Origin of the sequence: Bradyrhizobium sp. CCBAU 53421, from assembly GCF_015291625.1 — a bacterium.
Classification (GTDB): domain Bacteria; phylum Pseudomonadota; class Alphaproteobacteria; order Rhizobiales; family Xanthobacteraceae; genus Bradyrhizobium.
This window is the reverse complement of sequence record NZ_CP030047.1, coordinates 5,060,897-5,080,096: the sequence shown is the minus strand read 5'-3', so window position 1 is coordinate 5,080,096 and position 19,200 is coordinate 5,060,897. Positions and strand designations below refer to the sequence as shown.

The following is a 19,200-nucleotide window of genomic DNA, read 5'->3' as shown; positions in this document are numbered from 1 at the left end:
AAGTGGTCGGACCGTGGATTCGGTTTACCTCTCCCCATTGGGGAGAGGTGAAGTTCACCGCCGCCATGACGGCGCGAGGCCCTCGCGCATCGCCAGCCGCCGCAGCGGGCCGAACGCGCCAAGCAGATGCAGGCCGGCGGCACGCGCGGTCTGCACGCCGAGGAAATCGCTCAGCAGCGACCGGTTGGCGATGTCGATCGCCCAGGTCCGGCTGGCGACATCGGGCCGCCGCGCCGCCTGGTAGCGCGACAGCACATTGGGCGCGCCGGGATCCTCGCCGCGACCGATCGCCTGGCCGGTGATCTCGGCGATATCGGCGGCATCGCGCAGCCCCATGTTGAGCCCCTGCGCGCCGATCGGCGGCAGCACATGGGCGGATTCTCCGACCAGCGCGATCCGGTTCTTGGCGAATTGCCGGGGCCGCTCGATCGCGAGCGGAAACACGTGACGGCCGCCCTGGACCTCGACGCGGCCAAGAATCGAATGCGACTGGCGTTCGGCCGCGACGGACAATTCGTCATCACCGAGCGCCTTCAGCCGTTCGGCCTCCTTGGGCGCCGAGACCCAGACCACGCTGCTCCGGTTGCCGCTCAGCGGCACGAACACGCAAGGGCCGTGCTCGGTGTGAAACTCGGTCGAGATGTTGTGGTGCGGGCGGCTGTGGGTGATGTTGAAGGTGAGGGCGGACTGCCCGAGCTCGCGGCTGACCACCTCGATGCCGGCGGCCTCGCGGGACAGCGAATTGCGTCCGTCGGCGCCGACCACGAGCCGGGCCGACAGCGACTGGCCCTGCCGCGTCACCACCGTGACCCCTGCATCATCCGGTTGCACCGAGGCGGCCTCGTCGTCGAACCGCGTCAGCGCGGCCATCTCGCCGGCGCGATCTTCGAGCGCCGCCACCAGCTCGCGATTGTCGATGTTGAAGCCGAACTGCTCGCGGCCGATCTCGTCGGAGGAGAACCGCACCTCCGGCGCGCGGATCAGGCGGCCGGTGTCGTCGACGAGGCGCATGGTCTTGAGCGCCGCCGCGTTGTCGCTGCAGCGCCGCCAGACGTCGAGCCGTTCCAGTATCTCGGTCGAGGCGCCGAGCAGCGCGGTGGTCCGGTTGTCGGCATAGGGTGCGCGGCGCGCCAGCAGCGCGGTGCGCGCGCCGGCATCAGTGAGGGCAATCGCAGCCGTCAATCCGGCCGGGCCGCCGCCTATTACGATAACGTCATAATCCTGCGAGCTGTCGGTCATATCAGGACATTTGACATGCCCGGCCCAATTTTCAAGCCATCGCTAACCAACAAGGGTTTCCAACGCTCTACGCGGCGGAACGCCGCAAGACCGCATATGCAAAGGGGGCCGATTCCTGATAGCACTTCGGCCGATGGAGCACTCGAGCCAGCCGGATGCGTTGCCAGAACGGATGCGGACCGCCGCATTCTCCGTTCATATTTTCACGGCGCTCGGCGCCGGGGTCGCGCTGCTGGCGATGCTGGAAGCGGTGCGCGAGCACTGGGCCAACATGTTCGCCTGGCTCGGGGTCGCACTGATCATCGACGGGATCGACGGCCCGCTGGCGCGCCGGCTCGACGTGGTGCGGTTGCAACCGAACTGGTCGGGCGAGGTGCTCGACCTGGTGGTTGATTTCGTCACCTATGTGTTCGTGCCGGCCTACGCGATCACCGCGAGCGGCATGCTGCTGCCGCTGGCCGCGCCGGTCCTCGGCATCGGCATCGTGGTCTCCAGCGCGCTGTATTTCGCCGACCGCCGCATGAAGGCCGACGACAACCATTTCCGCGGCTTCCCGGCGCTGTGGAATGCGGCGGCGTTCTATCTGTTCCTGCTGCATCTGCCGCCGGTGCTGTCGACGATCGTGGTCGCGGCACTGATCGCGCTGACCTTCGCTCCGTTCCATGTGCTGCACCCGCTCCGCGTGGTGCGGCTGCGCTGGCTGACGCTCTGGCTGCTCGGCGCCTGGGCGCTGCTCGGCATGTACACGCTCGCCAATGACTTCATGGTCGGCGCGCCGATCACGTTCGGTCTGTGCGCCATCGCCGTCTACATCGTCGGCAGCGACACCTTGATCCGCCGGATGAAAGCCTTCAGAGCATGATGCAATTGATCACCAGCCCGGAAGCCTGGGCGGCGCTGCTGACCCTGACGGCACTGGAGATCGTGCTCGGTATCGACAACGTCATCTTCCTGTCGGTGCTGGTTTCGCGGATCCCGCAACCGCAGGCCAACCGCGCGCGGCAGATCGGCCTGTTGCTGGCGCTGGTGTTCCGCATCATCCTGCTCAGCGTCCTGGTCTGGTTGATCGGGCTGACGCAGCCCGTGTTCACTATCGCCAGTGTCGCGCTGTCGTGGCGCGACATCATTCTGATCGGTGGCGGCCTGTTCCTGATCGCCAAGGCAACTCATGAAATCCACGCCGAGGTCGAGGCGCGTGACGCCGAGGAGAACGACAAGCCGAGCCCCAACGCGTTTTTCTGGGTGATCGTGCAGATCATCATCATCGATCTGGTGTTCTCGCTGGATTCGATCATCACCGCGATCGGCATGGCGCAGGACCTCGAGATCATGATCGCAGCGGTCGTGATCGCGTGCATCATCATGTACGTCTCGTCAGGCCCGGTGGCGCGGTTTGTCGCGGAGCATCCGACCACCAAGATGCTGGCGCTGGCGTTCCTGGTGCTGATTGGCGTCGCGCTGGTGGCCGACGGATTCAAATTCCACATTCCGCGCGGCTACATCTATTTCGCGATCGCGTTCTCGGCGGCGGTCGAGATGTTCAACGTGCTAGCCAAACGCAACCGCAAGAATGCCTAGCGGGCGATATGGCTGGTTCCAGGCGGCTTGGTTGACAAGCCGGCGCCGATGGCATTCGCTCGTCTGAAGCTGATATTCGAGGGGAGCGACGACATGACCAAGGCTGTGCGGGTGCACAAGGTGGGGGGCCCTGAGGTCCTGACCTATGAGGATGTCGAGGTGGGGGCGCCGGGGACCGGCGAGGTCCGCATCCGCCAGCATGCGGTCGGGCTGAACTTCATCGACGTCTATTTCCGCACCGGCCTCTACAAGGCGCCCGGTCTGCCGTTCATCGCCGGCAACGAGGCCGCCGGCGAGGTTTTGGCGGTCGGCCCCGGGGTGACCAATTTCCACCCCGGCGATCGCGTCGCCTACTACCACAACCTCGGCGGATACGCCTCCGAGCGCGTCATCCCGGCGGACAAACTCGTCAAACTGCCCGACCACATCACCTACGAGCAGGGCGCCGTGCTGATGCTCAAGGGGCTCACCGTCTGGTACCTCCTGCACAAGACGTTCAAGGTCGAGCAGGGCCATCGGGTGCTGATCCATGCTGCGGCCGGCGGCATCGGGCTGCTGGCCTGCCAGTGGGCCCACGCACTCGGCGCGCATGTCATCGGCACCGTCGGCTCGAAGGCGAAGGCCGATCTCGCGCTCGCCAATGGCTGCGACCACGTCATCCTCTACAACGAAGAAAACTTCGTCGAACGCGTCAAGCAGATCAGCCGTGGCGAGCTCTGCGACGTCGTCTATGACGGCGTCGGCAAGACTACCTTCCCGGGATCGCTGTCGTGCCTGCGGCCACGCGGCCTGTTCGTCTCGTTCGGCAACGCCTCGGGTCCGGTGCCGCCGTTTCCGCTCGCCGAGCTCAACAACCACGGCTCGCTGTTCGCGACGCGGCCGAAGCTCAACGACTATGTCGGCACCCGCAAGGAGCTGCTCGAGGGCGCCGACACGCTGTTCGCCGCCGTGATCAACGGCAAGCTGCACGTGCCGATCAACCACGCCTATGCGCTGAAGGACGCCGCCAAGGCGCATATCGACCTGGAGAGCCGGGCGACCACGGGCGCGGCGATTTTAAGGCCGTAGGTCCACGTCGTTCCGGGGCGATGCGCGAGCATCGAACCCAGAATCTCGAGGTTCCGGGTTCATCGCTAACGCGATGCCCCGGAACGACAGTTGAGATGGCTACGCCACCCGCCTTGCCGCACCGACCTTCGTCAGCACCCCATCCAGACAATCAATCATCGCGGATATCTCTTCCCGCGTGACGTTGAGCGCCGGCATGAAGCGCAGCGTGTCCGGCTGCGGCGAGTTGACCAGCACGCCGGCGGCAAACGCCTCGGCGACGACGGCGGCACCGATCGGCATCTTGAGATCGAGCGCAAGCAGCAGGCCACGGCCCCTGATCTCGCCGAGCCCGTGCCGCGACGACAGCCGCTGCAATTCGCGCTCGAGCAGCAGGCCGGAATCGACGACCGATTTAAGGAAATCGGGCTGACCGATCGTATCGAGTACGACACGTCCAGCGGCGCACATCAGGGGATTGCCGTTGAAAGTGCCGCCCTGATCGCCGTGATCGAAGCACGAGGCATGTTCGGTCGCGAGCAGCGCCGCGAGCGGCACGCCGCCGCCGATGCCCTTGCCGAGCGTCATGATGTCGGGCTCGATCCCGGCGTGCTGATAGCCGAACAGCTTTCCGGTCCGGCCCATGCCGGTCTGGATTTCGTCGACGATCAAGAGCAGGCCACGCTGCTGGGTCAGCGCCCGCAACTCCTGTAGGAACTGATCGGTCGCAGGCCACACGCCGGCTTCGCCCTGGATCGGCTCCAGCATCACCGCGACCGTCGACGGCGAGATCAACTTCCGCACCGACTCGATGTCGTTCAATTTGGCCTTTCGGAAGCCCGAGACCTTCGGCTCGAACAACGGCTCGAACGCCTTCTTGCCAGAGGCCGACATGGTCGCGAGCGTGCGGCCGTGGAAGCCGCCCTCGAAGGTGATGATCTCGTGCGCGCCACCCTTGTATTTGGCGCCAAATTTGCGCGCGAGCTTGATTGCGCCTTCGTTGGCCTCCGCGCCGGAGTTGGCGAAGAACACCTGGTCGAAGCTGCTGTTGTCGACCAGTGCCTTGGCCAGTTTCAGGCTCTGCTCGTTGTAGAACGCCGGGCTCGGCGTGAGCAGCCGCCTGGCCTGCGCGGCCAGCGCGTCGGCCACGATGACCGGCGAATGGCCGAGCGGATTGACGGCCCAGCCTTGCACGAAATCGAGATAGCGGTTGCGGTTGGCGTCCCACAGATACGAACCCGCGCCGCGCACGAACACGACCTCGGGGCGGGCGGTGATGTCCATCAGCGCGTCGAACGGATGGGCGGCGTTGGTCATATCGATCTCCTCTGGGGCGGTGTGGGGATTAGTGGGGCAGGCCGAAAAGCAAGAAGGCCGCGCTTTGCGGGCGCGGCCTTCTCGAAAACCTTGGCTGATGTCAGCTAATCAGCGATGGCGTCGGACACGGCGCAGCCCAGCATCGTCGCGGGTGCGACGACGGTTGATGGCGCGGCGGTGGGTCCGGTTCAGCTTCATGGCGCAGGGCCATACAGCCGAAGGGGCGGTGGTGTCAAGCGCTGGTGCGCCGTCATTCGACGCCATAGCGCGCGAATTCGGTAGCGATATCGGACTGAATCGCCTGGGCGGCAGCGATGTCGGCTTGCGCCGCGTCGGCGCCGCCTGTCTTGCGTCGCGCGACGCCGCGGCCATAAAGCGAGCTGGCGAGTTTCGGGTTGATCTTTAGCGCCGCGTCAAAATCCGCGATCGCAGCATCAACTTCGCCGAGCTTGAGGCGACAGATGCCGCGGCTGTCGAGCGTGTAGGGATCGCCCGGATTCCATTGCAGCGACTGCTCGCAATCCGCGAGGGCCTGCTGCGCCTGGCCCATGATCACGCGCGTCAGGCAACGCGCATTGAGTGCAGCCGCGTATTTCGCGTTGAACTTGATGGCGTTGCTGAAATCGTCGAATGCCCGCGGGTAGTCCTGCCGTCCAAGATAGAGGTTGCCTCGTGCGTAATAGTCGCGGTAGCCGGCTGGATCGAGCCGCAGCGATTGATCGAAATCGGCCAGCGCCCGATCGACATCGCCGAGATCGCGAAACACCCGGGCGCGGTTGCCGTAGGCGGCCGCATAACGAGCATCGAGCCGGAGCGACGCATTGTAGTCGGCCAGTGCGCGTTCGAGGTCGTTGCGGCCACGATAGGCATTGCCGCGATTGTAATAGGCGAGCGCGAATTTCGGATCGAGGCGGATGGCGTGATCATAGTCGGCCATTGCGCGATCCGGCTCCTTGGCATCGATGTAGGAGTTGCCGCGGTTGTTGTAGTACCAGGCATCGTTCGGGCGGAGGCGGATGGCTTCGTCGTAGTCGGCGATGGCGAGCTTGGGTTCGCCACGATCGCTGTGGGCGATACCGCGGTTGTAGCGCGCGATCTCATCCCTCGGATCGAGCGCGATGGCCTGATCAAGGTCGGCGATGGCGGCATCGACTTCGCCCTTGCGGCGATGGGCCTCGCCGCGGTTGGCCAGTCCCTTGCCACGCATCGGCGCGTATTTGATCACTTCCGTGAAGTCGGCAATCGCGCGATCGAGATCGTTGCTTTCGAGATAGCCGCCGCCACGGTTGAGGAAGGCGCCGGCGCGTTGCTTCTCCTTGAATTTGCGCAGGGCAAGCAGAAAGCTGCAGCCGGCGATGCGCTGCGGCGCATCCTTCTTGCTGTAGCACCAGGCGTTTGCAGTCGCTTCGGAGGATGGCTGAGGCGCCGCCAGCGCTGCCGTGGCGGCGAACGCCGGCGCGAGTTGGATGAGGACGACCGCCGCCAACCGGCAGCGTACCAGCAGTCGCTTCCATGATTGCCGCAAGACCAGGCTCCGTGCGACCGGATGGCCGCCTAAGCTTTGTGAGCCCAGACCGCGGCCGGGTTCACAACGACGGATGCCGTTCGGCATCCGCGGGGGTCTTGGTGGGCCGGAGCTAGAATCCGGCGACGCTGCCGTGCAGGTCGTATTGGTCGGAGCGCTCGATCTTCGCCGTGACGATCTCGCCGACCTTGAGTGGGCGGCGGCTGGTGAGATAGACGGCGCCGTCGATCTCCGGCGCGTCGGCCTTTGACCGACCCTTGGCGACCGTCGGGCCGACCTCGTCGATGATCACCTGCTGGCGGGTGCCCACCTTGCGCTTGAGGCGCTTGGCCGAAATCTTCTGCTGCCGCGCCATCAGGGCATTCCAGCGCTCCTGCTTGACCTCGTCGGGCACGGCATTTCCGATCGTGTTCGACGCGGCGCCGGCGACCGGCTCGTATTTGAAGCAGCCGAGGCGGTCGATCCCGGCTTCATCCAGCCAGTCGAGCAGATAGGCGAAATCGGAATCGCTCTCGCCGGGGAAGCCGACGATGAAGGTCGAGCGCAGCGTCAGCTCCGGGCATTGCTCGCGCCATTTCTGGATGCGTGCCAGCGTCTTCTCCTGCGCAGCCGGGCGCTTCATCGCGCGCAGCACGTCCGGGCTCGCATGCTGGAACGGGATGTCGAGATAGGGCAGCACCTTGCCCTCGGTCATCAGGCCGATGACCTCGTCGACATGCGGGTAGGGGTAGACATATTGCAGCCGCACCCAGGCGCCGAGCTCACCGAGCTCCTTGGCGAGGTCGAAGAATTTCGCGCGCACGCTGCGATCCTGCCACGGGCTCTCGGCATATTTCAGGTCGACGCCATAGGCCGAGGTGTCCTGCGAGATGACGAGCAATTCCTTGACGCCGGCCTTCACGAGTCTCTCGGCCTCGCGCAGCACGTCATTGGCCGGCCGCGACACCAGATCGCCGCGCAGCTTCGGGATGATGCAGAAGCTGCAGCGGTTGTTGCAGCCCTCGGAAATCTTCAGGTAAGCGTAGTGCCGCGGCGTCAGCTTGACGCCCTGCGGCGGCACCAGGTCGATATGCGGATTGTGCGCCGGCGGCAGCGCGCGGTGCACGGCGTCCAGCACGCTCTCATATTGCTGCGGTCCCGTGATCGACAGCACGCCGGGATAGGCGCTCTCGATCTGCTCGGGCTCGGCGCCCATGCAGCCGGTGACGATGACCTTGCCGTTCTCGGCCATCGCCTCGCCGATCGCAGCCAGCGATTCCTGCTTGGCGCTGTCGAGGAAGCCGCAGGTGTTGACGATGACGATGTCGGCGCCGTCATGCTTGCGCGCGAGCTCATAGCCCTCCGCGCGCAGCCGGGTGATGATGCGCTCGGAATCGACCAGCGCCTTGGGGCACCCCAAGGACACAAAGCTCACTTTCGGCGCGGCGGCCTCTTGCATATCTTCCCAAATCTGCCTGATTGATGGGCAGGAGCTAGTCCCAATTGCCGAGAATTACAACCCTTTCCCGGGCCTTCCGGCGTGATATGGATGGTTGTTACCGGGCTTTAAGAGTGGTCGATGAGCGCTGAGTCGTCTCCCAAGATCGTCATAGTCGACGAGAGCCCGATCCGAGCGGCCATCCTGGAGGAGGGACTTCGGGAGGCCGGCTACACGGACGTCGTCCATATCAGCGAGATGCAGAGCCTGCTCTCGCGGATCTATGCGCTCGATCCCGAGATCATCGTCATCGACCTCGAAAACCCGAGCCGCGATGTGCTGGAACAAATGTTCCAGGTCAGCCGCGCGGTCCGCCGGCCGATCGCGATGTTCGTCGACCAGAGCGATGCCGCCTCGATCCAGGCCTCGGTGGAGGCGGGCGTCTCGGCCTACATCGTCGACGGCCTCAAGAAGGAGCGGATGAAGCCGATCCTCGATCTCTGCGTCTCCCGCTTCAACGCCTTCGCCAAGCTGCAGGACGAGCTCGACCGCACCAAGCATGCGCTGGAAGAGCGCAAGGTGATCGACCGCGCCAAGGGCATCCTGATGAAGGTGAAGGGGCTGACCGAGGAGGAGGCCTACGTGCTGATGCGTTCGACCGCGATGCGCGAGAAGAAGAAGATCGGCGAGATAGCGCAATCGATCCTGACGGCGTCGGAGCTGTTGAAATGACCACATCCCTGCGCATCGGATTCATTCCGCTGGTGGACGCCGCCGCCCTGATCGTTGCGGCCGACAAGGGCTTTGCGGCGGCTGAGGGTCTCGACGTCACGCTGGTGCGTGAAGTGTCGTGGTCGAATGTCCGCGACAAGCTCAATATCGGCCTGTTCGATGCGGCTCATTTGCTGGCGCCGGTGGCGATCGCATCACACCTCGGGCTCGGCCACGTCAAGGTGCCGATCGCGGCGCCCTTCAATCTCGGGCTCAACGGCAACGCCATCACGGTCTCGCCGGCGCTGTACGCCGCGTTGATGGAGGAGCTCGACGGCGACCGGCTCGATCCGATGGCGACCGCGCGGGCACTCGCGCGCGTGGTGGCGAAACGGCGGAAGAGCGGGGCAGAGCCGCTGACCTTCGGCATGACGTTTCCGTTCTCGACCCACAATTATCAATTGCGGTTCTGGATGGCCGCCGGCGGAGTCGATCCCGACGAGGACGTGCAGCTCGTGGTGCTGCCGCCGCCCTACATGGTGGACAGCCTCGCCAACGGGCATGTCGACGCGTTCTGCGTCGGTGCGCCCTGGAATTCGATCGCTGTCGATCTCGGCGTCGGCCATATCCTGCATTTCGTCTCGGACATCCTGCTCAGCGCGGTGGAGAAGGTGCTGGCGGTGCGCCAGAGCTGGTCGGAGAAGCACCCCGACGTCGTGGCCGCGCTGCTGCGCGCGCATCTGCGCGCCGCCGAATTCATCGAGCAGCCGGAAAACCGGGGCGAGGTCGCGCGCATCCTGGCGCAGCCGGAGCGGCTCGGCGTCGACGCCAGCGTCATCCAGCGCACGCTCGACGGCCGGCTGAAGGTCTCGCCCGACGGCACCATGCGCGAGAGCAGTCGCTATTTGTTGGTCGGGCGCGAGGGCGCCGCGCGGCCCGATCCGGGGCAGGCAGCCTGGCTCTACGCCCAGATGGTCCGCTGGGGCCAGACGCCGTACCGGCCGGAGGCGCTGAAGGCGGCCATGGCGGTGTTCAGGCCGGACCTCTACGACGCGGCGTCCGGGCTTCCGGCTGATACCTCCAACGCCATCGGCGCGTTCGCCGGCCCGCCTTTCGATCCGAACGACATTCCCGGCCATCTGGCGGCGTTCAAGATCGGGCGCTGGAAGCCCTGAGCGCGGCGCAGCGGCCGCGCCTCAGCGATCCACCTCCGGCTACTTTGCATGGGGTTGTTTTCGCGATTTTCGGTTATTGCGGGCTGGCGCGGTTCCCGGCGCCTCGAATTGCAACGAATAAGATTCTCGGGCCCGCGCGCAGGAAGGAATATTCCTCTCGGAACCGTGTTCCCGAAGGTGGCGGCATCGCTATTTCTGCCGCCCGCTTGAATCCGCGCGCGAACGCTATTCCATATGCCCGAGAATGGGGCGTTGGAGATCGACCATGCGCGAGCTATCGGCGGAAGCCCGCCTGCACTTTTACGCGCGAAACATTTCAAGGAAGTCCGGGACCGGAATTCACACTGCAGCGCTGTACAGCGCCTTTGCGGTGATCGCTGCGATCGTGTTCGGCACGCTGTCCGTCCACCCGTTCTGAGCTAACCAGAGAATTGAAAAGCCGCCGTCTGATAGCCTCAGGCGGCGGCTTTGTGTTGGCTGGATGCTGACGGCTCAGTAGCCGTAGCCCTGACCATATCCGTAGCCGTAGCCATATCCGCCGCCGCAGGTGTTGCAGGTCGGCTGGACCGGCGCGTAATAGGAATAGCCCGGCGAGACCATCTGCGTGCGCTCTTGCGTCGCGTATTGCGGCGCGATGCGCTCATAGGCGACGCCTTCGGGCGCGACCATCACGGTCTTCGGCACCATCACGGTACGATACTGCGCCGGCGTGCGATGCGCGATGACGCGGCCCGGCGACACCATCACGGTTTCCTGCACGGTGCGGTACTGCGGCGGCACGGTCTGCACCTGATAGCAGGTCGTGCAGGGCTGGGGCGGCGGCGTATAGCAGCTGTAGCAGCCGGCGGACGCCGCGCTGCTGAAGGCGGCGGTGGCAACCGCGGCAATGGCGAGGGAGAGGCTGGTGCGGAACATGCTTTCGTACCTAATTTCCTGTGAGGACAATCAAAGGCTCGGAAGCTGCACCTAGCAATCAAACGGCAAGTTTGGGTTTAAGAAGACTCTTAACGGAATCTGAAGGGCCGGCGCTATGGCCGGCCCTTTTCAGTCGATGCGCTCACGGCTCAGTGCGCGGTCTTGAACGGCGCGACCGTGATGCCGGCCTTGCTCAGCGCCTCGCGCAGGCCGCGCGCGATCTCGACGGCGCCGTGCGTGTCGCCATGGATGCAGACGGTATCGGTCTGCATCTTGATCACCTTGCCGGTGACCGACACGACCGCGCCATCCTGCACCATCCGCACCACGCGCTCGGCGATCGCCTTGGGATCGTGCAGCACCGCGCCGGGCTTCTTGCGCGACACCAGATTGCCGTCGTCCTCATAGGCGCGGTCGGCGAACACTTCGTGCGCCATCCGCAGATTGGCGGCTTCGCCCGCGCGCACCAGCTTCGAATTGGCGAGCACCACGAAGATGAGATTGCGGTCGACCGCCTTGATCGCGTTGGCGATCGCGCGTGCGGTCATGTCGTCCTCGCAGGCGACGTTGGAAATCGCGCCGTGTGCCTTCACATGGGTGACCTTGTGGCCGGCCGCGGTTGCGATCGCCTGCAAGGCGCCGATCTGGTAGGCGATCAGGTTCTCGATCTCGGAGGATGTCAGCCCCGGCATCGGGCGCCGGCCAAAACCATGCAGGTCGCGATACCCGGGATGGGCGCCGACGCTGACGCCGCGCGCCTTCGCGAGCTCGACGGTCTTGCGCATGATATCGGCGTCGCCGGCATGGAAGCCGCAGGCGACGTTGACCGAGGTCGCAAGCTCGATCATCGCGGCATCATTGCCCATTTCCCAGGGGCCAAAGCTTTCGCCGAGGTCGCAATTGAGGTCGATGGTTGCAGTCATGGCGATCGATCCGTCTGTTGTTCGTAGTGATTCAGGGTAGCGCAGCTTGCCAGGTCGACACATCGACGGCACTGACGGCCTGACCCGCGACATTCGCATCCCGCAGCGCTTCGATGTTGAGGCCGAAATCCTCGATGCCGCGGAGGCGATCGGGCAGGGAATGCAGCAGCGCGTGGAACTTGACCGCCTCGGCCTGCGCTTCCGCCATCGTCACGGCCTTGAAGCGGAACGGCCGGCCGGCGGAGATCTGCGCGAAGCGGCCGAGATCGGCCGTGATCACGGTCGCGATCTTCGGATAGCCGCCGCTGGTGCCGCGGTCCGGCATCAGCACGATCGGCTTTCCGTTGCCGGGCACCTGGATGCTGCCGTTGACGGTACCGTCGGAGACGATGTTGTGGCCGTCACGGTGCTTGATGACGGCGGCGCCTTCGAGCCGGTAGCCCATGCGGTCGCTGGTGGCCGAGATTGTCCATTCGCTGTCGAGGAATAGCTGCTTGTTTTCCTCGCTGAACTCGTCGTCCTGCGGGCCGAACAGGATGCGGATCGGCGCATCGGTGGCGGCCGGCAATTCGATGCGGCGCTCGGCGGTGGTGCTTGCAGCTTTCGTCTGCAACTCGTCGCCGCTTTGCAGCGGCCGCGGGTAGGGGCTACCGAGCCCAGCCCGGGCGTTGACCGCGAGGCTGCCGAACATCGGCTCGCCCTCGATGCCGTGCTCGATCGCGAGATAGCTGAACGAGCCGCCGCGCGCAAAACCGAGATTGAGCGTCTCGCCCTCGGCGAGCGTTGCCGAACTGTCGAACGCGAGCGGCCGGCCACCGATATCAGCGTTGCGTGATGCGCCGGCGAGCCCGACGCGGACCGCGCCGCCGCGTGCGGTGAAAGTGGCGCCGAACGGGCCGATCTCGACCGCGGCGGCGAACGGCGGATTGCCGACCAGCGTGTTGGCGGCCGCCAGCGACAGCCGGTCCATCGCGCCGCTCGGCGTCAGGCCGTAGCGCTGCGAGCCCGGACGCCCGCCGTCCTGCACCGAGCTGGCCGGGCCGATCGAGGTGACGATCAGCTTGCTCATGGCGTCACCAGTTCTGCGACGAATTCGCCGGCCTCGGCGGCGCGGTCCTGATCGGCAAAGGTCTTGGCATCCACCGCCGTGAAGCTGACGGCATCGCCCGGCTCCAGCAGGAAGGTCGGATCGCGATGCAGTTGGTAGGTGCGCACTGGGGTGCGGCCGAGCAGATGCCAGCCGCTCGGACCGGCCAGGCACTGCACGCCGGTCTGGATGCCGCCGATCGAGATGGTGCCGGCCGGGGTCACCAGCCGCGGCTCCTTGCGCCTCGGCAGATGGAGCGACTTGTCCAGCCCGCTGAGATAGGACCAGCCGGGCGTGAAGCCGATCATGGCGACGCGGTAGTCGCCGCCAGCATGCCGTGCGACGATGTCATCGGGTGTGGTCTGGAGCGCCTTCGCCACATCCTCGAGATCGATGCCGTGCTCGCCGCCATAGGTAATGGGGATCCGCCAGCGCCGCGTTCCGGCCTCAGACGGCAGTGCCTTGGCGGCGCGCGCCAGCAGCTGCTCGCCGAGCGCATCGAAGGTGATCTGCACGGGATCGTAATGCACCAGCAGCGAGCGGTAGGTCGGCACGGTCTCCGTGATGCCGGCGATCGGCTCGCCAGCGATCACGCGGTCGAGCGCGAGCACCCGCCGGTTGGCGGCGTCGTCGATGGTGCGGCTGAATTCCACCGTGATGGCGCTGTCGCCACTCGGCAAAAGGCGGGGAGGACTTAAGGGTTCGGCCATCGGATCAAGCAGACTTTGGTAGCCATCAAGCTAGCGTGTTTCGATTAAAAACGGAATTCGCTTCGTGCAAAATGATGCAGCAACTTCAATAAATTAATCGGCATGCCGGCGATAAATTTGGATGATCGCAGGTTTTTCGCACAGCCCTTGACGCAGGGCCTTCGCCCGGCAACATGCGCCGGTCTTTTCCTCCCATCGGAGCAAGCTTTCGAGATGTCACTGTCCGCCGAAGCGATCGCGACGCTGTCGCACGTGTCCACCGCCACCATCACCACGGTCCTGCTCAAGAAGGGCCTGCGCAACATCTGGATGCGCGGCACCAAGCCCTTGAAGCCCGGGCAGAAGCGGTTGGTCGGACCGGCCTTCACGCTGCGCTTCGTGCCGGCTCGCGAGGATCTGGCGACGCCGGAATCCTGGTCGTCGCCGATCTCGACCCGCACCGCGATCGAGGCGATGCCGGCAGGCTGCATTGCCGTGGTCGATGCCATGGGCATCACCGACGCCGGCATTTTCGGCGACATCCTCTGCGCCCGCATGGTCAAGCGCGGGGTGACGGCGCTGATCACCGATGGCGTGGTGCGTGACGTCGAGGGCGTGCTCGGCACCGGCCTGCCGGTGTGGTGCGACGGCTACGCCGCGCCGCCGTCGGTTGCGGGGCTGACCTTCGTTGGCTGGGGCGAACCGATCGGCTGCGGCGGCGTTGCCGTGTTTCCGAACGACGTGGTCGTGGCCGACCAGGACGGCGCGGTGCTGATCCCGCAGGCATTCCTCGATCATGTGCTGGCCGAAGGGCCGGAACAGGAGCGGATGGAAGCCTGGATCGTCAACGAGGTGAACAATGGCGCCCAGCTGCCCGGCCTCTATCCGATGAACGCCGAGACCAAGGCGCGCTACGCCGCATCAAAGAAATAACGTCAAGAAAGGGAGGTAACCCCATGGATATCCACGTTTCCGGCTCGCGGCCGACCCGCCGCGCGCCGAGCGAGCACTTCACCGGCAGCGTGCTGCAGGACCCGATCAACATGGCGCCGGCACCGGCGCGGCTGAACGCCTCGCGCGTGTCGTTCGAGCCCGGTGCGCGCACCGCCTGGCACACCCATCCGCTCGGGCAGACGCTGTACGTGATCTCGGGCATCGGCCGCGTGCAGGCCAAGGGCGGCCCGATCCGGGAGATCCGCCCCGGCGATGTCGTCTGGATTCCGCCGAACGAGAAGCACTGGCACGGCGCTTCGCCCGACAACAGCATGACGCACATCGCCATGCAGGAGGCGCTCGACGGCGTGTTCTCGACCTGGATGGAGCACGTCACCGACGAAGAATACAACGGCAAGGTCGGCTGAGGCGCGGCTGCGAACCGAATGAGAAAGCCCCGCATTGCGGGGCTTTTTTGTTGCTCGCAACCGTAGCCCGGATGGAGCGAAGCGCAATCCGGGAAGCTCTCTCCCGCGGCGACAATTCCGGATTTCGCTGCGCTCCACCCGGGCTACGATTCCCCGTTGATCAGTTCACCCGCGTCCAGGTCTGGCCGCCACAGAACATGCCGCCGAACGCGCAGCCCTGGACACGCAGCGTATCGGGGCTCTTCAGCGCGATAGTGGAATCGTAACTGCTGCCGCTGTTCGGATCGAAGATCCGGCCGCTCCATTTGTCCTTGCCCGGCTTCATGTTGATCAGAACCTGCTCGCCGTTGGCGTTCGACTTCTTGTCGACCGAGTAGCCGCAGAGATTGGGGCCGCATTGCTCGATGCGGACCTTGCCTTCCTTTTCCTCCGTCAACCAGACGCCGAGCGGCGAGTTGGCTGCTTGCACGGGGTTCGCTGCCGGCTTGGGTGCAGGCGATGCGGTGCCGACCGTTGGCGCGGGGGCTGGCCTTGCCGCCGGCGCGGCGCTCTGCTGCACAAGCGGCGGCGCGGGCGGTGGCGGCGGTGTAGTCGCTGCCGTAGCCGGAGGTGGCGCAACGCCCGGGTTCGCGGGCTCTGTCGTTGCTGCAGTCGGCGCTGGCGCCGCCGGGGCCGCGGCCTGATCGACGGCAGCCGGAGCGGGTGATGCAGCGGCCGCGGGTGGCGGGGCAGGTGTCGACGGGGAATCCGTCCTGGCGTCTTTTGGAGCCGTCTCGCGCTTCTGCTCGGCGTCCTTGTGCCTGGCGCGCTTGGAACTGCGGCCGGTATTGTCATAGACGCCCGGGATCGAAACCGTTCCACGATCGGGATCGATGCGAATGGTGCGGCCGCCGTAATCGAACGTGTATTGTGCCTGCGCTGTCGCCGTGCTCGCCAGCACCAGCGTGGCGATCGCCAGAAGCTTTCTCATCTCGACCTCCAGTGCAGGGAATCCCGTTCGCGAGGCTATTTGGTGGCGGCCTCACTGAACGTGCCCCAAATCACGGTCAGAACATGAGTCGTGTCCTCGCGCCCCAGGTTCAAATCACTGGATTGCGATCTGGTTTCAGGCCGTGCGCATCAATTTGCGGCACGCGAGCGGTGAACTGAGGCAGGCTATTCAAACCACGCGGCATAGATCTTCGCGTAACTGCCGTCTTCGCGCGCGATATGCAGCCACTGGTCGACGAACGCCTTCAAGGCGACGTCGCGCTGCATCCAATAGGCCTTTTCCGCGAAGTCGAACGGCTTGTCGGGATGCACGGCACAGAGCACGCCGGGATGCAGCTTCTGCTGATAGCGCGTCTCCGACGCGTCGGTCATCATCAGGTCGGCGTCACCCTTGGCGATCTCGTCGAAGATCTTGGTGTTGTCGTTGAAGACGCGGATGTCGGCGGCCTTCACATTGGCGCGCGCGAAGCGTTCATTGGTGCCGCCGGGGTTGACGATGACGCGGGTGCCGGGCTTGTCGATCTCGGCGATCGTCTCGAACTTGCCCTTGTCGGCGCAGCGTGCGATCGGCGTCTTGCCCTCGCGCATGATCGGCGTCGAGAACAGGCCCTTCTTCTGCCGGTCGAAGGTGATGGAGACGCCGCCCATCGCGATGTCGAAATTGTCGGCCTCGAAATCCCTGGTCATCTGCGGCCATGATGTCGGCACGAACTCGACCTTGACGCCGAGCGCCTTGCCGAGCGATTGCGCCATGTCGACGTCGAAGCCGCGAAACACCTTGGTCTCCTTGTCGAGCGCAGTGAAGGGCAGGTAGTCGCCTGTCATCCCGACGCGCAGCGTACCGCGCTTGACGATCTCATCGAGCCGGGATGGCGCCTGCTGCGCTTGCGCGGCAGAAAAGAGCAAGGCGAGAGCGAGGCCGGCCAGCGCGCGAAACATCAAGTTTTCTCCATCCGCTTTCTTGCGACGCCCGCGGGCGCGTATCGCGTTTCAGGCCTCGTTGCGGTCCCGGCGCGCCTGAAGGGCGGCCGCTGTGCGGCTGGCGATCTCGTGCTTGAAATGCTCGAAGCGCCGCCGCGCTTCGGCCTCGCGATCGTCGACGAATTTGATGGCGGCGTCCCTGTCCATGGGGCCGTTGACCATTGGCCTCGACCCTTCGCCGACGGTCTCGTCGACATAGTATTGGCCGCCGTCCTCGCGCACCGTCCAGCGGAAGCGCAGCGCGGCCATCGGGCCCGGGCCGGACTTCGAATAGCCATTGGCCTCGATCGGTTGGGGCGGCTGGATCGGCGCTGGCTCAGGCTCCGGCGCACTCGTCTCGGGTTCACTGAGCTCGGACTCATTCGTCTCAGACTGTTCGACTGGCTCGGGCTCCTCGGTCGGTGCCGGCTCGACGACCGCCGGGTCGGCGGGCGTGACCTCGACGGACACGGTCTTGATGGAAACGGTCTCGACGGTAACGATCTCGACGGACGACGGCAGCGGCGGCGGCATCGCTATCGAAACCGGCGGCTCCTCGCCAGGCACAGACGTATCGTCCGCCGTCTTGTCGGACGACTTGGCGTCGGGCGATTTGGACTTCTCGGGAGGCGTCGTCGTCTGATCGAGAATGCTCGCGATTGCGGCGAGCGCATTGTCGGTCGGGTCATTCACGGTTCGGTCTCCCGGGCACGGCGCCGGCGGAATCGTGCCAGCGTCATTCCTATCTACCTGATCTGACTGCCCTTTGTCAGCTAGGCACAAACCGGCGGCCGCCGGTCCTTCCAGGGCCGAACCTGCTCGAGCTGGCCGGCCAGGCGGAACAGCAATCCTTCCTCGCCGAGCTTGGCCGCGAACATCATGCCGAGCGGCAGACCGGCCTTGTTCCAGGCCAGCGGCACCGACATCGCCGGTTGGCCGGACATGTTGAACATCGCGGTGCCCGGCATGTAGCGGCGCAACACCGGCGCGATGTGGGTGAGGTCCTCGGACATCGTGTTCAGCTCGCCAAGGCGAAGCGGCGGCGCACACAATGTCGGGCTGAGGAAGATGTCGCAGCCCTCGAAGAAGGTCGCGAGCCCGCGCGAGATCTGGAACGCCGCAAGCTGCGCGGCGACATAGTCCGCCGGGGTCATCTTGATCGAGTTCTGGCCGCTGGCGAGCGTCAGCCGCTCGACGTCGTCCGACGTCAGCGTGCGCCCGACGCGCTGTTCGAGCAGGCGGATGGTCAGCGCGGTGTTGCCGCCGACGATGGTCGTCATGACCGCGGCGGGATCGGCGGCAAGCGGCGGTGCACGCTCCTCGACATGGTGGCCGAGGCCCGCGAGCTGCTTGGCGATGTCGCGGACCGCCGCGGCGATCTCGGGATCAACAGCATCGCCATAGGGCGACTTGTCGGTGAAGCTGATGCGCAGATGGCCGGGGTCGCGGCCGACCTCCTGGGAATACGGTCGCTGCGGCGGCGGCGCGACGTAGAGACTCGACGGCTCCGGACCATGGATCGCATCCATCATGACCGCGCTGTCGCGCACGCTGATGCTCAGCACATGGCCGACGGAGAAGCCGCCCCAGCCTTCGCCGCGATCGGGACCGCAGGGGTTGCGGGCGCGCGTCGGCTTCATGCCGAACACGCCCGAGGCGGAGGCGGGGATCCGGATCGAGCCGCCGCCGTCGCTGGCATGCGCAACCGGCAGAATGCGCGCCGCGACCGCAGCCCCCGCGCCGCCGGAGGAGCCGCCGGAGGAATGCTCGAGATTCCAGGGATTGCGGGTCGGGCCGAACAGGCGGGATTCCGTCGTCGGCATCAGGCCGAACTCCGGGCTCGCGCTCTTGCCGAAGATCGCCAGACCGGCATCGAGGAAGCGCTGGGTCAGCGTGCCGTTGTGGTCCGCGACGAAGTCCTTCAGCAGGCTGGCGCCCGACGTGGTGCGGGTGCCCTCGAGCAGGTCGAGATCCTTCAGCAGGAACGGTACGCCGGTGAAGGGGCCGTCGGGCAATCCCTTGGCGATCTGGCGCTCGGCGTAGTCGTAGTGCTTGACGACGACCGCGTTAATCTTCGGATCGACGGCGGCCGTGCGCGCAATCGCCTCGTCGAGCAGCTCCTTCGCCGTGACGTCCTTCTTACGGACGAGCTCGGCGAGACCGACCGCATCGTAGTTGCCGAATTCCTTGAAAGCCATGTGCATGCTCCGCATCGCCGGGCCGACCTCGCGGGATCGGCCGCGGCGCAAACGAGGAAGGCTGAAAG

General features: G+C 65.6%; 20 protein-coding genes. 8 read left to right on the top strand and 12 right to left on the bottom strand.

The features are described from left to right. Window positions 1-54: 54 nt before the first annotated feature. Entirely contained in the window at window positions 55-1,239 is a 1,185-nt protein-coding gene (locus tag XH92_RS24250; protein ID WP_194454345.1) for a UbiH/UbiF family hydroxylase, read from the bottom strand. Between the two features lie 133 nt (window positions 1,240-1,372). On the opposite strand from XH92_RS24250, the gene pcsA reads away from it, so the two are divergent. From pcsA to XH92_RS24235, 3 genes are all read left to right on the top strand, one after another. Next, window positions 1,373-2,101, top strand: a complete 729-nt coding sequence (gene pcsA, locus XH92_RS24245) for a phosphatidylcholine synthase (RefSeq protein ID WP_194454344.1) — start codon at window positions 1,373-1,375, stop codon at window positions 2,099-2,101. Continuing rightward, window positions 2,098-2,817, top strand: a complete 720-nt coding sequence (locus XH92_RS24240; RefSeq protein WP_194454343.1) for a TerC family protein — start codon at window positions 2,098-2,100, stop codon at window positions 2,815-2,817. Before pcsA ends, XH92_RS24240 begins: the two co-directional genes overlap by 4 nt. A gap of 93 nt (window positions 2,818-2,910) precedes the next feature. After that, window positions 2,911-3,885, top strand: a complete 975-nt coding sequence (locus XH92_RS24235) for a quinone oxidoreductase (RefSeq protein ID WP_194454342.1) — start codon at window positions 2,911-2,913, stop codon at window positions 3,883-3,885. A gap of 99 nt (window positions 3,886-3,984) precedes the next feature. Here XH92_RS24235 and XH92_RS24230 read toward each other — a convergent pair whose 3' ends face one another. The 3 genes from XH92_RS24230 to rimO all read right to left on the bottom strand — a co-directional run bounded on the left by XH92_RS24230 (window position 3,985) and on the right by rimO (window position 8,144). Continuing rightward, window positions 3,985-5,181: an acetylornithine transaminase gene (locus XH92_RS24230; RefSeq protein WP_194454341.1), complete on the bottom strand. Its 1,197-nt coding sequence runs from the start codon at window positions 5,179-5,181 to the stop codon at window positions 3,985-3,987. A 250-nt stretch (window positions 5,182-5,431) separates the two neighbouring features. Beyond that, a complete protein-coding gene (locus XH92_RS24225) occupies window positions 5,432-6,706 on the bottom strand; it encodes a tetratricopeptide repeat protein (protein WP_246787593.1) in 1,275 nt (424 codons plus the stop codon). 112 nt (window positions 6,707-6,818) lie between these two features. Further along, window positions 6,819-8,144 (bottom strand): 30S ribosomal protein S12 methylthiotransferase RimO, encoded by a 1,326-nt coding sequence (gene rimO / locus XH92_RS24220; protein ID WP_194454339.1) that lies wholly within the window; start codon window positions 8,142-8,144, stop codon window positions 6,819-6,821. A 120-nt stretch (window positions 8,145-8,264) separates the two neighbouring features. On the opposite strand from rimO, the gene XH92_RS24215 reads away from it, so the two are divergent. From XH92_RS24215 to XH92_RS24205, 3 genes are all read left to right on the top strand, one after another. Next, complete coding sequence (locus tag XH92_RS24215; RefSeq protein ID WP_028332037.1) at window positions 8,265-8,855, top strand: ANTAR domain-containing response regulator; 591 nt, start codon at window positions 8,265-8,267, stop codon at window positions 8,853-8,855. Next, on the top strand, window positions 8,852-10,009 hold the full coding sequence (locus tag XH92_RS24210; protein WP_194454338.1) for a CmpA/NrtA family ABC transporter substrate-binding protein: 1,158 nt from the start codon (window positions 8,852-8,854) through the stop codon (window positions 10,007-10,009). The genes XH92_RS24215 and XH92_RS24210 overlap by 4 nt, the downstream gene beginning before the upstream one ends. Window positions 10,010-10,274: 265 nt before the next feature. Beyond that, on the top strand, window positions 10,275-10,427 hold the full coding sequence (locus XH92_RS24205; protein WP_194454337.1) for a hypothetical protein: 153 nt from the start codon (window positions 10,275-10,277) through the stop codon (window positions 10,425-10,427). 74 nt (window positions 10,428-10,501) lie between these two features. Here XH92_RS24205 and XH92_RS24200 read toward each other — a convergent pair whose 3' ends face one another. From XH92_RS24200 to pxpB, 4 genes are all read right to left on the bottom strand, one after another. Then, the gene (locus tag XH92_RS24200; RefSeq protein ID WP_194454336.1) at window positions 10,502-10,924 is read right to left on the bottom strand and encodes a hypothetical protein; all 423 of its coding nucleotides are present in this window, start codon (window positions 10,922-10,924) and stop codon (window positions 10,502-10,504) included. Between the two features lie 149 nt (window positions 10,925-11,073). Then, complete coding sequence (locus XH92_RS24195; protein ID WP_092114433.1) at window positions 11,074-11,847, bottom strand: LamB/YcsF family protein; 774 nt, start codon at window positions 11,845-11,847, stop codon at window positions 11,074-11,076. A gap of 31 nt (window positions 11,848-11,878) precedes the next feature. Continuing rightward, complete coding sequence (locus XH92_RS24190) at window positions 11,879-12,916, bottom strand: biotin-dependent carboxyltransferase family protein (protein WP_194454335.1); 1,038 nt, start codon at window positions 12,914-12,916, stop codon at window positions 11,879-11,881. Continuing rightward, window positions 12,913-13,644: a 5-oxoprolinase subunit PxpB gene (pxpB, locus tag XH92_RS24185; protein ID WP_194454334.1), complete on the bottom strand. Its 732-nt coding sequence runs from the start codon at window positions 13,642-13,644 to the stop codon at window positions 12,913-12,915. The genes XH92_RS24190 and pxpB overlap by 4 nt, the downstream gene beginning before the upstream one ends. Before the next feature lie 213 nt (window positions 13,645-13,857). Between pxpB and XH92_RS24180 the strand changes: the two genes are divergently transcribed. After that, a complete protein-coding gene (locus XH92_RS24180; protein ID WP_018271626.1) occupies window positions 13,858-14,556 on the top strand; it encodes a ribonuclease activity regulator RraA in 699 nt (232 codons plus the stop codon). A 23-nt stretch (window positions 14,557-14,579) separates the two neighbouring features. Next, window positions 14,580-14,984 carry a cupin domain-containing protein gene (locus tag XH92_RS24175; RefSeq protein WP_194454333.1) on the top strand — a complete coding sequence of 135 codons (405 nt, stop codon included), beginning with the start codon at window positions 14,580-14,582 and terminating at the stop codon, window positions 14,982-14,984. A gap of 160 nt (window positions 14,985-15,144) precedes the next feature. Here the strand turns inward: XH92_RS24175 and XH92_RS24170 are convergent, their stop codons facing one another. The 4 genes from XH92_RS24170 to XH92_RS24155 all read right to left on the bottom strand — a co-directional run bounded on the left by XH92_RS24170 (window position 15,145) and on the right by XH92_RS24155 (window position 19,132). Beyond that, a complete protein-coding gene (locus XH92_RS24170; protein WP_194454332.1) occupies window positions 15,145-15,954 on the bottom strand; it encodes a DUF2147 domain-containing protein in 810 nt (269 codons plus the stop codon). Window positions 15,955-16,139: 185 nt separating this feature from the next. Then, window positions 16,140-16,913: a transporter substrate-binding domain-containing protein gene (locus XH92_RS24165; protein ID WP_194454331.1), complete on the bottom strand. Its 774-nt coding sequence runs from the start codon at window positions 16,911-16,913 to the stop codon at window positions 16,140-16,142. A 51-nt stretch (window positions 16,914-16,964) separates the two neighbouring features. Beyond that, window positions 16,965-17,627, bottom strand: coding sequence for a hypothetical protein (locus tag XH92_RS24160; RefSeq protein ID WP_246787592.1), 663 nt, complete (start codon window positions 17,625-17,627; stop codon window positions 16,965-16,967). Window positions 17,628-17,707: 80 nt separating this feature from the next. Beyond that, window positions 17,708-19,132: an amidase gene (locus tag XH92_RS24155; protein ID WP_194454330.1), complete on the bottom strand. Its 1,425-nt coding sequence runs from the start codon at window positions 19,130-19,132 to the stop codon at window positions 17,708-17,710. Between the last annotated feature and the right edge of the window lie 68 nt (window positions 19,133-19,200).